Origin of the sequence: Streptomyces griseoaurantiacus, from assembly GCF_036189845.1 — a bacterium.
Classification (GTDB): Bacteria; Actinomycetota; Actinomycetes; order Streptomycetales; family Streptomycetaceae; genus Streptomyces; species Streptomyces griseoaurantiacus.
This window is the reverse complement of record NZ_CP108326.1, coordinates 3361005-3374233: the sequence shown is the minus strand read 5'-3', so window position 1 is coordinate 3374233 and position 13229 is coordinate 3361005. Positions and strand designations below refer to the sequence as shown.

Annotated in this window: 14 protein-coding genes; 10 read left to right on the top strand and 4 right to left on the bottom strand. The window is 73.0% G+C overall.

The genetic code is table 11. The features are described from left to right. Positions 1–40 precede the first annotated feature (40 nt). Positions 41–721, top strand: a complete 681-nt coding sequence (locus tag OHB09_RS14975) for a hypothetical protein (protein ID WP_006139098.1) — start codon at positions 41–43, stop codon at positions 719–721. A gap of 136 nt (positions 722–857) precedes the next feature. After that, positions 858–1202 (top strand): DUF2516 family protein, encoded by a 345-nt coding sequence (locus OHB09_RS14970; RefSeq protein WP_040894550.1) that lies wholly within the window; start codon positions 858–860, stop codon positions 1200–1202. Positions 1203–1284: 82 nt separating this feature from the next. Here OHB09_RS14970 and OHB09_RS14965 read toward each other — a convergent pair whose 3' ends face one another. The 3 genes from OHB09_RS14965 to OHB09_RS14955 form a co-directional block, all read right to left on the bottom strand. Continuing rightward, on the bottom strand, positions 1285–2673 hold the full coding sequence (locus tag OHB09_RS14965; RefSeq protein WP_328922093.1) for a PP2C family protein-serine/threonine phosphatase: 1389 nt from the start codon (positions 2671–2673) through the stop codon (positions 1285–1287). Between the two features lie 440 nt (positions 2674–3113). Beyond that, positions 3114–4292: a C40 family peptidase gene (locus OHB09_RS14960; protein ID WP_328922092.1), complete on the bottom strand. Its 1179-nt coding sequence runs from the start codon at positions 4290–4292 to the stop codon at positions 3114–3116. Positions 4293–4692: 400 nt separating this feature from the next. Beyond that, positions 4693–5550, bottom strand: coding sequence for a class I SAM-dependent methyltransferase (locus OHB09_RS14955; protein ID WP_328922091.1), 858 nt, complete (start codon positions 5548–5550; stop codon positions 4693–4695). Positions 5551–5878: 328 nt separating this feature from the next. Between OHB09_RS14955 and mshA the strand changes: the two genes are divergently transcribed. Together mshA and OHB09_RS14945 are read left to right on the top strand one after the other, a co-directional pair. Continuing rightward, complete coding sequence (gene mshA, locus OHB09_RS14950) at positions 5879–7252, top strand: D-inositol-3-phosphate glycosyltransferase (RefSeq protein ID WP_050811126.1); 1374 nt, start codon at positions 5879–5881, stop codon at positions 7250–7252. Continuing rightward, positions 7245–7763 (top strand): type III secretion system chaperone family protein, encoded by a 519-nt coding sequence (locus tag OHB09_RS14945; protein WP_093600046.1) that lies wholly within the window; start codon positions 7245–7247, stop codon positions 7761–7763. The genes mshA and OHB09_RS14945 overlap by 8 nt, the downstream gene beginning before the upstream one ends. A 94-nt stretch (positions 7764–7857) precedes the next feature. On the opposite strand, the gene OHB09_RS14940 is transcribed toward OHB09_RS14945, so the two are convergent. Further along, a complete protein-coding gene (locus tag OHB09_RS14940) occupies positions 7858–8676 on the bottom strand; it encodes a helix-turn-helix transcriptional regulator (protein WP_093599916.1) in 819 nt (272 codons plus the stop codon). A gap of 151 nt (positions 8677–8827) precedes the next feature. Between OHB09_RS14940 and OHB09_RS14935 the strand changes: the two genes are divergently transcribed. The 6 genes from OHB09_RS14935 (at position 8828) to OHB09_RS14910 (ending at position 12987) form a co-directional block, all read left to right on the top strand. Beyond that, entirely contained in the window at positions 8828–9265 is a 438-nt protein-coding gene (locus tag OHB09_RS14935) for a DUF2000 domain-containing protein (RefSeq protein WP_328923020.1), read from the top strand. Between the two features lie 320 nt (positions 9266–9585). Then, the gene (locus tag OHB09_RS14930; protein WP_093599912.1) at positions 9586–10080 is read left to right on the top strand and encodes a lamin tail domain-containing protein; all 495 of its coding nucleotides are present in this window, start codon (positions 9586–9588) and stop codon (positions 10078–10080) included. Positions 10081–10287: 207 nt separating this feature from the next. Continuing rightward, positions 10288–11139 carry a helix-turn-helix domain-containing protein gene (locus OHB09_RS14925; RefSeq protein ID WP_191854860.1) on the top strand — a complete coding sequence of 284 codons (852 nt, stop codon included), beginning with the start codon at positions 10288–10290 and terminating at the stop codon, positions 11137–11139. A 29-nt stretch (positions 11140–11168) separates the two neighbouring features. After that, on the top strand, positions 11169–11561 hold the full coding sequence (locus OHB09_RS14920; RefSeq protein WP_093599906.1) for a nuclear transport factor 2 family protein: 393 nt from the start codon (positions 11169–11171) through the stop codon (positions 11559–11561). A 109-nt stretch (positions 11562–11670) separates the two neighbouring features. After that, positions 11671–12705 carry a hypothetical protein gene (locus tag OHB09_RS14915; protein ID WP_328922090.1) on the top strand — a complete coding sequence of 345 codons (1035 nt, stop codon included), beginning with the start codon at positions 11671–11673 and terminating at the stop codon, positions 12703–12705. Positions 12706–12765: 60 nt separating this feature from the next. Continuing rightward, positions 12766–12987 carry a hypothetical protein gene (locus OHB09_RS14910; protein WP_318295073.1) on the top strand — a complete coding sequence of 74 codons (222 nt, stop codon included), beginning with the start codon at positions 12766–12768 and terminating at the stop codon, positions 12985–12987. Positions 12988–13229 lie beyond the last annotated feature (242 nt).

Below are 13229 nucleotides of genomic sequence, written 5' to 3'. Positions count from 1 at the left end.
ACAAACCCTCAGCAGACAGCAATCCGGGAGGACCATCGTCATGGCCATCACCGACGACCTGCGCAAGACCCTCAGCGACCCCAAGCCCTTCTACTTCGCCGCCGGCACCGCCGACCTCGCATGGAAGCAGGCCCTCCGGGTGCCGAGCCTGGTCGAGCAGCTCCGCAACGAGGCGCCGGCCCGTATCGATGCCGTGCGCAACACCGACCCCAAGGCCGTGCAGGAGAAGGCCGCCGCCCGCGCCAAGGAGGCGCAGGAGACCCTTCAGGCCCGGGTCAACGACCTCATCGGCTCCTTCGACACCGACCTGAAGAAGCTCGGCGAGTCCGCCCAGGACCTCGCGCTGCGCGGGGTCGGCGTCGCCGCCGAGTACGCCGTCCGCGCCCGTGAGGCCTACGAGAAGGTCGCCGAGCAGGGCGAGCAGGCCGTGCGCACCTGGCGCGGCGACGCCGCCGAGGAGATCGAGGACCTCGCGATCGCCGTCGAGCCCGAGCCCGCGCCGAAGAGCCAGGCCAAGCCCCGCCCGGTGCAGCCCGTCAAGCCCGTGGCCAAGCCCGCGGAGCCGGTCCGGATCGAGGACGACAAGCCGTCCGCGACCGCGCCGAAGCCCACCGCGCGCAAGTCCACCGCGACGAGTCAGGCGAGCCCGGCGAGCCCGGCGAAGAAGGCCCCGGCCCGCAAGCCGAGCACGGCCAGGAAGACCACGCCTCCGGCCAAGTGACCGGGGTGCGGGAACGGGCCGGACGCTCCGGGCACTTCCGGAATGCCCGGCCCGTTCTACGGGTACGGTGGCCGTACCGGCGCACGGTCGGCCGAAGGACGACACGACCACGACCACGACTCGGACGGTGGGCAACATGCTGTTGACGGCATTCGGCGGCCTGATGTGGCTGCTCTACACCGCCATGCTGGTGCTCGCCGTGGTGGCACTGGTCATGGCCGCGCTCTTCCGCGACGACGCCTACCGTGCCGCCGACAAGAAGACCAAGGGCTTCTGGCTGATCATCCTCGGCGTCACGGTCGCGGTGAACCTGCTGATCCCCATGCTGTTCCTGCAGCTCGCCGGCCTCGTCGCCACGATCGTCTTCTTCGTCGACGTCCGTCCCGCCCTGCGCGGGGTCTCGGGCGGCGGCTTCGGGCGCCGGAGCAGCGGCGGCAGCAGCAGCGACGGCCCGTACGGGCCCTACAACGGCGGCCGCTGAACCCTCTCGGCCGCGGCAGACACGGCACGGCGCGCTCCGGCCGGGTCGGGCCGGGCCGGGTTCGCGGTGTCCGGCGGGGGCGTCAGGCGCTGCGGTCCAGCAGGACGACGGCCACGTCGTCCGTGAGCTCGCCGCCGTTGAGGTCGCGCACCTCGTCGACCGTGGTGCGCAGCAGTGTCTCGCCGCTCAGGCCCTGTTCCAGCCGGCGGCGCACCAGCCCGAGCATTCCCTCTTGGCCGAGGCGTTCTCCCGTGTTCCCGACGTGGCCCTCTATGAGGCCGTCGGTGTAGAGCATCAGGCTCCACGCGGCCCCCAGCTCCACCTGCGTACGGGGCCAGCGGGCCCGCGGCAGCAGGCCCAGCGCGGGGCCGTTGTTGTCGTACGGCAGCAGCTCCGGCGCCCGGCCGGGGCGGGCGACCAGCGGGGCCGGATGGCCGGCCAGGCACAGGCCCGCGCGACGGCCGTCCGGCGCGATGTCCACCGTGCACAGCGTCGCGAAGATCTCGTCGTTGTCGCGCTCGTGCTCCAGCACCTGTTGGAGCGTGGAGAGCAACCGGTCGCCGCACAGCCCCGCCAGCGTCAGCGCCCGCCAGGCTATGCGCAGCTCCACGCCGAGCGCCGCCTCGTCGGGACCGTGCCCGCAGACGTCACCGATCATCGCGTGCACGGTGCCGTCCGGGGTGCGCACGGTGTCGTAGAAGTCCCCGCCGAGCAGCGCGCGCGAGCGACCGGGCCGGTAGCGGGCCGCGAAGCGCAGGGAGGAGCCCTCGAGGAGCGGTGTCGGGAGCAGCCCGCGCTCCAGCCGGGCGTTCTCCTGCGCGCGCAGCTTCGACTCGGTCAGCCGCCGCTCGGCGGTGTCCGAGCGCTTGCGTTCCACCGCGTACCGGATCGCCCGGCTCAGCAGCCTGCCGTCCAGCTCCTCGCGCAGCAGGTAGTCCTGCGCGCCCACGCGCACCGCCTCGGCGCCGCGCTCGGCGTCACCGCTGGCGGTCAGCGCGAGGACGGCGTGCCGGGGCGCGAGCTCCAGCACGTGGCGCAGTACCACCAGCTCGTCCTCGCTGTCGGCGGCCCGGCCGGGCGCGGGCAGCGCGAGGTCGAGCAGGATGCAGTGGACGTCGTCGGTGAGCAGCCGCTCGGCCTCGGTGAGGTTGCGGGCCGTGCGCAGTCGGATGGGGCGGCCCGCCGAGTCGAGCATCTCGGGCACGATCGGCGAGCCCGCCGGGTCGTCCTCGATCACCAGCAGGGTGAGGTTGGCGGGCGTGGCGTCGGCGGAGGCCGGCGCGGCGGGCACGGCGGAGCCGTCCGGCACGGCCGTGCCGTCGGCCGGCGCGTCCGTGGCCGGACCGCGGACGCCCTCGGCGGGCGGCTCGCGGCCCGTCTCCGTGGACGGGCCGCTGACGTGGGGCGCGGCCTGAGCCTGACCACTCTCCGCGGCCGGGATCGCTCTCTGCCGCGGTACGGGTACGGGCATCGTCTTGGGTTCCTTCCCTCCCCCCGAGGGCGTGGTGGCGCGAAGGACCTCGCCCACCGACGGGGACCATAGCGGTAGCCGCGCCCGCAGCGGAATGGTGTTCCGGACCACGCGGGGCAGGGCGCCGCCGTCATATGCCGCGATACGCGGCGGACTTGGACACCCCGGGACGGGGTGCGGGATGACGAACGTCACGTGCGCGGCACACCCTTCGACGGCCCGCCGAGGGACGGACGGTGGGGTGCGTCACGCGACACCGCACGTCACCCCGGCCTTGGCGCCCCGTGCCTCGCGCCGGCAGGGGGCACGGTCGAGGACCGCCTGCCGGGTGGCGCGGACCTTGCCCACCGCTGCCGAGGACGTCCTCGCGCGGCGCCGTGGACATCGTCAGGCGGTGCCGCGGGTGTCACCCGGCTTCGCGAGGGCGTGCGCGGTGCGCCTCACGCGTCGGGGCGCACCACCCCGAGTATCGGCATCGTGCCCGCGCCGGCGATCGTCACCGTGCGGCCGGGGCGCGGGGCGTGGACGATCTTGCCGTCGCCCAGGTACATGGCCACGTGGCTCGCGTCCTCGAAGTAGATGATCAGGTCACCGGGGCGCATGTCCGCGAGGGCGACGTGAGGGAGTTGCTTCCACTGCTCCTGCGAGGTCCGCGGGATCGCGTGGCCGGCGGCGAGCCAGGCCTGTGACGTCAGTCCCGAGCAGTCGTAGGAGTTCGGCCCCTCGGCGCCCCACACGTACGGCTTGCCGATCTGGTCCGTGGCGAAGGCCACCGCCTCGCGGCCCGCCGCGGACGCCTTGGTGTTCACGTCCTTCAGCACACCGGAGTCGAGCCAGTCGGTCTGCGCCTGCCGGGCGGCCTCCTCCTCCAGCTTGGCCAGCCGCTCCTTCTCCTTCGCCTCCAACTGGTCCTGGAGGGTCTCCGCGGCGGCGATCCGCTTCTTCACCCGCTTCTTCGCCGAGGCCTTCTCCTTGCGGTTGGCCTCCAGCTTCTCGTAGCGGTCGGAGGCGTCGCTGGAGAGCTTCCCCAGATCGGTCTTGGTCTGCTTCAGCTCGTCGATCAGGCCCATGGTGGCCTGCTGGCCCTGCCGGGCGAGTTGGGCACCGTCGAGGAACTTCTGCGGGTCCTTGCTCAGCCAGAGCTGCATCTCCGGCGGCAGGGTCCCGCCGCGGTACTGGGCGCGGGCCGCGGCGCCGGCCCGGTCCTGCAGTTCACCCAGCTTCGCCTTGGCCGCGTCGATCTGGCGGTTCAGCTCGGCGATGCGGGCGGACTGGCTCTCGGCCTTCTCCTCGGCGGCGTTGTAGGCGTCCGTGGCGACCGCGGCCTGGTGGTACAGCTTGTCCAACTTCTCCTGCACGGCCTCGAGTTGAGCGTCGGTCGCCGTGTCCTCCGTCGAGGTGGGCGGGGTGCCGGCCGAACTGCCGTCCGTCGAACCGCCGTCGGCGGAGTTCTTGGCGTCCGCCGACGCGTCCCCGCCTCCCTGGCCGCCGGAGGACGGCGCGGGCGGGGGCTTCGGCGCCGAAGCGCTCGCGAACGCCGTGCCCGGTGCGCTCAGCACGGTGACCGCGCAGACCAGGGCGATGGCCGCCGTGGTCAGGCTCCGCTGTCCGGATCCCATACTCCGTCCCCCAAATAACTGAGTTTCCCGTCAGTAACTTTCGGACGCCTGGGGGATCGTGCCACGTCGTCGCCCGGTACGACAGGGTGCGTGTCGTACCGGGAGTCTTTCTCCCCTTGTCGCGTCCTTCTCGCGTCCTTGTCGCGTCCGCGACGACGATCTCCCGGCGACTGTGACGAACGACGTGCGGAGATCGTTCCCTGCCGGGTTCGGTCCCGTGGCGCCGGTGCGCCGGTGCGCCGGTGCGCCGTAACGCCGGTGCGCCGGTGCGTCGGATCCTCGTACCGCCGTCCGCCGTCCGCCGTCCGCCGTCCGCCGTCCGCCGTCCGTCTGCCGCCGTCCGCCGTCCGCCGTCCGTCTGCCGCCGTCCGCCGGCGTCGCCGGGGCGGCTCGCCGTCCGCTACGCGGCGGAGGGCGGTGCCGGCGCCGAGGTCGGCGTCCAGCCGCGGGGCGCCAACGCCTGCCAGGCCACGGTGACCTCACCCTGGCGCCAGCGCCCTGCGGTGTCCGCGACCGGCCAGTCGCCGGTCAGCGCGCGGACCGTGCGTATCCAGCGCTGGCGTGCACCGTAGGAGGCGTACGGCGCCGCCGAGGCCCAGGCGCGGTCGAAGTCGCGCAGGAACGCGTGCACCGGCTCCCCCGTGACGTTGCGGTGGATGAGCGCCTTCGGGAGTCTTTCCGCGAGGTCGGAGGGGCGTTCCAGGGACCCGAGCCGGGTCGCGAAGGTCACGGTGCGGGGGCCCTCGGGGCCGAGCGCGACCCAGACGTGCCGTCGGCCGATCTCGTCGCACGTGCCCTCGACGAGCAGTCCGCCGCGGGAGCCGGTCGCCGGGTCGGCGGGGGCCAGTCGGGCGCACAGCCGCCGCCAGACCGCGGCGACCACCTCCTCGTCGTACTGCCGCAGGACGTTCGCGGCGCGGATCAGGGCGGGGCGGCCGGGGACCGGGACCTCGAAGCCGCCGTGCCGGAAGTCCAGCCCGTCCCGTGCGTAGGGCTGCGCGGCGGCGACGCGGGCGGGGTCGATCTCGATGCCGACGACGCGGGTGCGGGGGGCGGCGGAGCGGAGCCGGCGCAGCAACTCGACGGCGGTCCAGGGCGCCGCACCGTAACCGAGGTCGACGGCGAGGGGGGCGGGGGAGCGGCGGAGTTCGGCGCCGTGGGCCGCCGCGATCCAGCGGTCCATGCGGCGGAGCCGGTTGGGGTTGGTGGTCCCGCGTGTCGCCGTACCCACGGGGCGGGACGCTGCGCGGGTTGTCATGCGTACGAGATTAGGCGGGAGCGGCAGATGCCGTGCGGGCCTGTGGACAACTCCCGCCCACGTGCGCCCGGCCATCCGCCGGGTACCCGGAAACGGAACGGAGCCGCGACGACAAGGCTCTCGGAAGGCCACCGCTACAGGGCCGCCGACGAAGGGCCGACGCAAGCGAGCTCGAACGGTTGAGCGAACCCGGGTAATAAATAGGCAAAACTCCGTCCGCCGGAAATGGAGTGGAACGCTCCGGTGTTGGCCCTGGTCGGAGGGCCAGCCACGCCCACCACCGCGCCCGACAGGCCCCCGTCCGCCCGCTGCAAGGAGGAACGCCACCGTGAGCCAGTACATCAACAGGCTCGGGCGTCGATCGGCAGCAAGCTCCCCCTCTCCCCGCCTGCGTCTCGCCCGCCGCCCCCGGCGCGTCGCGATGCTGTCCGTGCACACCTCCCCGCTGCACCAGCCCGGCACGGGCGACGCCGGCGGCATGAACGTCTACATCGTGGAGCTGGCCCAGCGGCTCGCCGCCCAGAACATCCAGGTCGAGATCTTCACCCGCGCCACCAGCGCCTCCGTGGCGCCCACCGTGGAACTGTGCCCCGGTGTCCTCGTCCGGCACATCGACGCCGGCCCCTACGAGGGTCTGGCCAAGGAGGACCTCCCCGCCCAGCTGTGCGCCTTCACCCACGGCGTGATGCAGGCATGGGCCGGCCACCGCCCCGGCCACTACGACCTCGTCCACTCGCACTACTGGCTCTCCGGCCACGTCGGCTGGCTCGCCGCCCAGCGCTGGGGCGTCCCGCTCGTGCACGCCATGCACACCATGGCCAAGGTCAAGAACGCCAGCCTCGCCGCCGGCGACACCCCCGAGCCCGCCGCGCGCGTGATCGGCGAGACCCAGGTCGTGCGCGCCGCCGACCGCCTCATCGCCAACACCACCGAGGAGGCCGGGGAACTGCTTCGCCACTACGAGGCGGACCCCGCGCGCGTCGCCGTCGTCCATCCCGGCGTCAACCTGGAACGCTTCCGTCCCGCGGACGGCCGCGCCGCCGCCCGTGCCCGGCTCGGCCTGCCCCAGGACGCGCTCGTGCCCCTCTTCGCGGGCCGCATCCAGCCCCTCAAGGCCCCCGACATACTCCTGCGCGCCGTCGCCGTCCTCCTCGACCGGCGTCCCGAACTGCGCTCCCGCATGGTCGTCCCCGTCGTGGGCGGTCCCAGCGGCAGTGGCCTGGCCAAGCCCGAGGGACTGCAGAAGCTCGCCGCCCGGCTCGGCATAGCCGACGTCGTACGGTTCCGGCCGCCCGTCGCCCAGGACCAGCTCGCCGACTGGTTCCGGGCCGCCTCCGTCCTGGTCATGCCCTCCTACAGCGAGTCGTTCGGCCTGGTCGCCATAGAGGCGCAGGCGGCCGGTACGCCGGTGCTCGCCGCGGCCGTCGGCGGTCTTCCGGTCGCCGTGCGGGACCGCTCCACGGGCTTCCTGGTGGACGGCCACGACCCCGTCGCCTACGCGCGCGTGCTGGAGGATTTCGCCGACACGCCGACGCTCACCGACACCATGGGCGACGCCGCCGCCCGGCACGCCCGCTGCTTCGGCTGGGACGCGGCCGCCGCCGCCACCGCCGAGGTGTACACGGGTGCCGTCCACGACCACCGGCGCCGCATGCGTGCGGCCGCCGCCGAGGCCCGTCGCGTACGCTCCCACCATGGCTGAGGAGGAGCAGCGGGTGACGCGTGCGGGTGAGGTCGTCGAGGCCGCCCTGAAGGATGCCGAGCTCGAGTGGGAGAGCCCGGAGCCCGGCGCGTACGTCGTCAAGCTCCCCGGCACACGGAAGCTGTCGACCACCCTTTCCCTGCGCCTCGGCCGGCACGCGCTCTCCCTGAACGCCTTCGTCGTCCGCCACCCCGACGAGAACGAGGCCGGAGTCCACCGCTGGCTCCTGGAGCGCAACCTCAAGCTGTACGGCGTCGCCTACGCCGTCGACCGCCTCGGCGACATCTACCTCGCGGGCAAGGTGCCGCTGGCCGCCGTCACTCCCGAGGAGCTCGACCGCCTCCTCGGCTCCGTCCTGGAGGCGGCGGACGGCGATTTCAACACCCTCCTCGAACTCGGGTTCGCCTCGGCGATCCGCAAGGAGTACGCGTGGCGGGTCTCGCGCGGCGAGTCCACGCGCAACCTGGAGGCGTTCACCCGCCTCACCCGGGACGTGGACGAGGAGACCTGAGCCACGGCCCGAGCGGGAGCCCGTGACGCCGGGACGCTGCGAAGTCGCGTGGCGGGCGCGGCGTTCGAGTCCGTGTGGCCGGCGCGCCGCCGCTTCAGCCGGTGCGGACAGCCGCGCCGTCGCCCGCCCGCGCGTACCGCCCGGGCGTGACCCCGACCAGGCGCCGGAAGTGCCGGGTCAGGTGCGCCTGGTCGTAGAACCCGCTGGCGACCGCGGTGTCGGCCGGCCGCATTCCCCGCAGCAGCAGCCGACGGGCGTGTTCGACCCGGCGTGACATCAGGTACTGGTGCGGCGCGATCCCGAAACGGCGGCTGAACGCCCGTACGAGGTGTGCCGGATGTGCGTGCACGAGACGCGCCGCCTCCTGAAGCGCGACGCCCTCCACGAGCCGCGCGTCGAGCAGTTCGCGCAGCCGGTGGGCGACGCCGCGGTCCGGGGGCGGCACCCGGAGGCGCTGCCGGGGCCGCAGATGCCCGTACAGCCGTTCGGTGACGAGGGTCAGCCGGCTTGCCGCCTCGAACTCGTCGCCGGGCCGGCCGAGCGCGGTGTGCAGTTGCCCGATCCGGGCGCGCAGCAGAGGGTCGCGCAGGTCGGGGCCGTCGACGGCGGCCCCCACCAGCCCCGCGTCGAGCACGGAGAGGTCGAGGTAGAGCACCCGCTTGCGGAAGCCCCGCTCGGTCACCGGCGAGCCGTTGTGCGGGACGTGCGGCGGCAGCAGGGAGACGGTGTCGTGCGGGGTGCCGTGCTCGTGCCGGTCCAGGTCGTACCGTACGGCGCCGTCGTCCACGATCAGCAGCGTCCAGGCGTCGTGGACGTGCATCGGGTAGGCGTACCCCGTGTAGTGGGCGTGGAAGACCTCCACGACACCCGGTACGCGCGGGCGCCAGGCGGAGACCTCGCGCTGAGCGGCCATGCAAAAAACGTACAAGACCCGGCCCCGAGCGGATCGGCAGTCTCACTCCATGAGCACCGAGTCCATGGGCACCGAGTCCGCGAACAAGAGCGAGAGCAAGGGGAGGGGCGGGAGCGGGAGCGGGAGCGAGGGCGAGAGCGCCGGGAGTCCCGTGCAGGGCGCCGGTCCGGCCCCCGGCACCCGCTTCGACACCAAGATCGCCGTACTGCTCCGCGACGACCTGGAGACGTGGCAGCGCCTCAACGTGACCGCGTTCCTGGTCAGCGGCCTGGGACCACAGGTGCCCGAGGTGGTCGGGGAACCCTATGAGGACGCGGACGGCGTGGGGTACCTGCCGATGTTCCGCCAGCCGGTGCTGATCTTCGAGGGGACGAAGGAGACCCTGAAGGCGGCCCACACCCGCGCACTCTCCCGCGCGCTGCCCCGGGCCCTGTTCACCCGCGACCTGTTCGCGACGGGCAACGACCACGACAACCGCGCGGCGGTGCGGGCCGTGCCGACCACGGATCTGGATCTCGTCGGCCTCGCGGTGTACGGGCCCCGCAACGCGGTCGACAAGACCTTCAAGGGCGCGCGCATGCACCCGTGAACACCACTCCGCCCGTTACCCACTTTCGAGTGGCGGTGCGGAAGCCTTCCGGGGTGGCGTGACCTGGCGTGCGGTCCCGGCGGGCCGGTGTTCGCGGGGCGGAGACGGTCGACGCGTCGTCAACATGACGCCGTCACACCATAAATGGACGTTGCAGGTGACCGTCACGGAAATATGGACAAGGTGTAACACGACGTCCATGTCGGGTTCACGTGACGGGCTTCGGGAGCACTGTGGGGACGTGCGGCCGGCCGGTCGCACCCGCACCTCGCACCGTTTCCGTCCGCGGCATCACGCCGTGGACGAGGCGTGCCCGCATCATGCAGGGGGAACCTGTGTTCCATTCCGCTCCCGCTTCCTTCTCCTCCCGCCGTCTCGCCGCCGCAGTGCTCGCGGCGGGCACTCTGCTCGGCGTGGCCGCGCTGCCGGCGTCCGCCGCCGACCACGCGCGCCCGCACCGCCAGGAGGTGCAGATCACCCAGGTGAAGTACGACGCCGCTCCGGGGAGGGACGACCGCAACAACCGCACCCTCAACAGGGAGTGGGTGGAGATCTCCAACCGTGGCCGCCACGGGGTCAACCTGAGCGGCTGGACGCTGTCCGACAGGGACGGCCACACGTACACCTTCCGTCACTACCGCCTCGACGGCCGCTCCTCGGTGCGCGTCCACACCGGACGGGGCTTCGACACCCGCCACGACCTGTTCCAGGACCGCAGCCGCGAGGTCTGGGACAACCACGACACGGCGACCCTGCGCAACGACCGCGGCCACCGTGTCGACAGCGAGTCCTGGGGGCGCGGCCGTCACCACTGACGCGCCGGTCGTGACGCGTCGGTCGTGACGCGTCGGTCGTGACGCGTCGGTCGTGACCCGGCACGCGTGAAGAAGCTCCCTGCCCGCGGAGGTCTCGTGGGCAGGGAGCTTCCCTGTGCGGGGAGCTTTCGCCTGTGGGGACCGGTCGCGAGTGGGGAGCTTTCGCGTCGTGGGGTGTGTGTCGTGCGGGTGCGGCAGACTGGGATCATGGGGCAACACGAACTCGGCTCCGCGCTCCGGGAGTTGCGTGACCGCACCACGCCCGCCGCGGTCGGGCTGCCGTCCGTCGGACGCCGGCGGGCCCGCGGTCTGCGCCGGGAGGAACTCGCCGACTTGGCCGGGGTCTCCGCGGACTACCTCAGACGCCTGGAGCAGGGGCGCCGCCGTCCGTCCCCCGCCGTCGTGACCGCCCTGGCCCGCGCCCTGCGGGTGAGCGAGGCGGAGTACGAGCGGCTCTGCGCGCTGGCCGGGCATGCCGCGGCCGATGGACAGGTACCGCGCGTGACCGGGGCGGGCGCGACACGCCTGCTCGAACGGCTCGGGAACACCCCGGTGTGCCTGTGCGACGCGGCATGGAACGTCGTCGGCTGGAACGACGCGTGGGCCGTACTCCAGTGCGGGGAGCCCACCGCGAGCCCCTGGGACCGCAACCTGGCGTGGCGGATCTTCGGCGACGCCCCCAGCAGCGTCCACCGCACCCCCGAGCACGCCACCGGCTTCGAGACGCTGCTCACGGCGCGGCTCCGCACCGCTTCCCTGCGCTACCCCGCGGACGACTCCCTCGCCGCGCTCGTCGACGAACTGCGCGCCACCAGCGCCTCTTTCGACGGCCTGTGGCGCGCCGCGCGCACCACAGGCACGCAGGAGGACCGGTCCGTACTGCGCCATCCGGACGTCGGCGAGCTCACCCTCGACTGCGACCTGCTCGCCGTCCCGGACGGTGACGCCGTCGCGATGCTCTTCACGGCCGCGCCCGGCTCCACGGACGCGGGACGGCTGCACGACCTGGTCGGTCACCTCGCCGCGACCCCCGTCGGGGGCCGGACAGGCCCAGGCTGAAGGGCTTCCCGGCTGGCATCGTCACCGGCATGAACGAGAAGACGACGACCCCGGACATCCTGCGCCGCATGGAAAACGCGATGAACGCCCACGACCTGGACGCCTTCGCCGACTGCTTCGCCGGGAACCTCCGCTCCCGCCGGCCGCTGCACCCGCAGAGCGGCATCACCGACCACGCGAAGATGCGGGAGAACTGGGCGGGACTGTTCGCCCACGTCCCCGACCTGGTGGCGGCCGTCCAGCGGTCCGCGGAGGACGGCGATCAGGTGTGGGCCGAGTGGGAGATCGGCGGCACCACGGTGGAGAACGCGCGTTACCTCTCCCGCGGCGTCACCATCCTGACCCTCGAGAACGACCGGATCGCCTCGGTCCGCTTCTACCTGGACAACGTGGACCCGGAGGTCCAGGGGGCGGACGTCTAGGGGACGGACAGGGTTGGGGCCGTACTCGTCCCACCTCGCGTATCGCGCATCCCGGGGCATTTCGGATGAGAATGGTGGAAATGCCAGCTGGAAGTGTGGAGGCGTGGCGATGCGCGGCAACGCCGATGACGACGAGGACCTCGTCGAGGACCACGACGCCGAACACGGTGACGAATACGCCGATCCCGAGACCTACGAGGAGGATCCGTCGTCCTCATACGCAGACGACGCAGACGACGCAGACGACGCAGACGACGCAGACCACGGGGACGACGGCGTCGACGGCGTCGACGCGTATGACGGGGGCGGTGGGGACGACACCGCCGGTGCGAACCCCGACGTCTTCCTCGACGTTCCGACCCTGAAGGTCGACGAGATCGACCTGGACGTCGAGGATCTGCGGGCGCACGTCTCGCTGCGGGCCGAGGTGCTGGACCTCCTCCGGCTGAACGTGGGCGCCGACGTCTCCCTCGGCCGTGTGCACCTGGGCATCTCGGGCGTCGAGGCGCAGGCCCAGCTCACCGTGCGTCTCCACCACGTCGCACAGATCATCGACCGAGTGCTCACCACGCTCGACCGCAACCCGGAACTGCTGCACGAACTGGCGCGCGGGGTCGGCTCCGCCGTGCAGGATGTCGGCCTCGGTGCACGTCACGCCGTGGGCGAGGTGGGCACGGGCGCCGGACGGGCCGTCCAGGAGGTCGGCCGCGGTGCCGGAACCGCCGTTCAGGACGTGGGGGAGGGCGCGGGGACCGCCGTGCGGGACGTGGGGCAGGGCGTTGGCTCCGTGGCGCGGGACGTCGGCCGGGGAGCGGGGGAAGCCGTTCAGGACGTGGGCGGTGGTGCCGGGCGGGCGGTGGAGGACGTCGGCCGTGAAACGGGCCGCACCGTCGGCAGTGCCGGTGAGGCCGTGGGCGACACCGTCGAGGGCGCGGCGGAACCGGTGGCGGGCGCGGCGGAACCGGTGGCGGGCGCGGCGGAACCGGTCGCGGACGTGGCGGAATCGGCTACGGGTGTGACGAAGGCGGCGGCCTCCCGTCCTGCCCGCGCCCCCCGTACGCGCCGAGTGCGCGGGGAGGACGGGAAACTGCCGCCGAGGTCCGGTCGACCCCGTACCGCCAGGAAGCCGGAGGATCCGCCGTGAACGCGGGGGCCGGGCGCCGGGAGTCCGCCGAAGACGGAGGACATCTCGTTCCGGTCGAGGGTGCACGCCGACCGGCTCCGCTTCACGCGGGAACCCCGCACCACCGTCCGCTTTACCGGAACGGGCAAGCGGAAGTCGACGAGCCACAGCGACCGCACCCGCCTCCCGGACCCCGTCGTCCCGGGACACGCCTACCGGGACGTCGACGTCGTGTACCACCTCGGCACCCGGCTCGTCGGCGAACCGGAGACCCGGCGGAGCGACGACGACACGGACGGGTGAGACGAGAGGCGAACGGAACTGCTCCAGTCCCTCCCCGCAGACCCCCAGCGCGCGCGGCAGCGACAAGCCCCCTGCCTGCAAAGAACCGCAGACAGGGGGCTTGTCCGTGGGCGCTTACTTCTTGTTGCCCTGGGTCTTGCCGGGGATCTTGGTGAGCTGGGTTTTGCAGGTCGGGGCGGTGTCCCTGCGTGCGTGATGGTCATCATTGGTCGTTGCCGGTCGCTGTTGAGCGCCCTCGGACG

Bases quoted from the DNA above. Each gene is read 5' to 3' on its own strand.
- OHB09_RS14930 (WP_093599912.1), top strand. From the start codon at position 9,586: ATGCAGGGGGAACCTGTGTTCCATTCCGCTCCCGCTTCCTTCTCCTCC.
- OHB09_RS14975 (WP_006139098.1), top strand. From the start codon at position 41: ATGGCCATCACCGACGACCTGCGCAAGACCCTCAGCGACCCCAAGCCC.
- OHB09_RS14920 (WP_093599906.1), top strand. From the start codon at position 11,169: ATGAACGAGAAGACGACGACCCCGGACATCCTGCGCCGCATGGAAAAC.
- OHB09_RS14925 (WP_191854860.1), top strand. From the start codon at position 10,288: ATGGGGCAACACGAACTCGGCTCCGCGCTCCGGGAGTTGCGTGACCGC.
- OHB09_RS14915 (WP_328922090.1), top strand. From the start codon at position 11,671: ATGCGCGGCAACGCCGATGACGACGAGGACCTCGTCGAGGACCACGAC.
- OHB09_RS14965 (WP_328922093.1), bottom strand. From the start codon at position 2,673: ATGCCCGTACCCGTACCGCGGCAGAGAGCGATCCCGGCCGCGGAGAGT.
- OHB09_RS14970 (WP_040894550.1), top strand. From the start codon at position 858: ATGCTGTTGACGGCATTCGGCGGCCTGATGTGGCTGCTCTACACCGCC.
- OHB09_RS14960 (WP_328922092.1), bottom strand. From the start codon at position 4,292: ATGGGATCCGGACAGCGGAGCCTGACCACGGCGGCCATCGCCCTGGTC.
- OHB09_RS14940 (WP_093599916.1), bottom strand. From the start codon at position 8,676: ATGGCCGCTCAGCGCGAGGTCTCCGCCTGGCGCCCGCGCGTACCGGGT.
- OHB09_RS14955 (WP_328922091.1), bottom strand. From the start codon at position 5,550: ATGACAACCCGCGCAGCGTCCCGCCCCGTGGGTACGGCGACACGCGGG.
- OHB09_RS14945 (WP_093600046.1), top strand. From the start codon at position 7,245: ATGGCTGAGGAGGAGCAGCGGGTGACGCGTGCGGGTGAGGTCGTCGAG.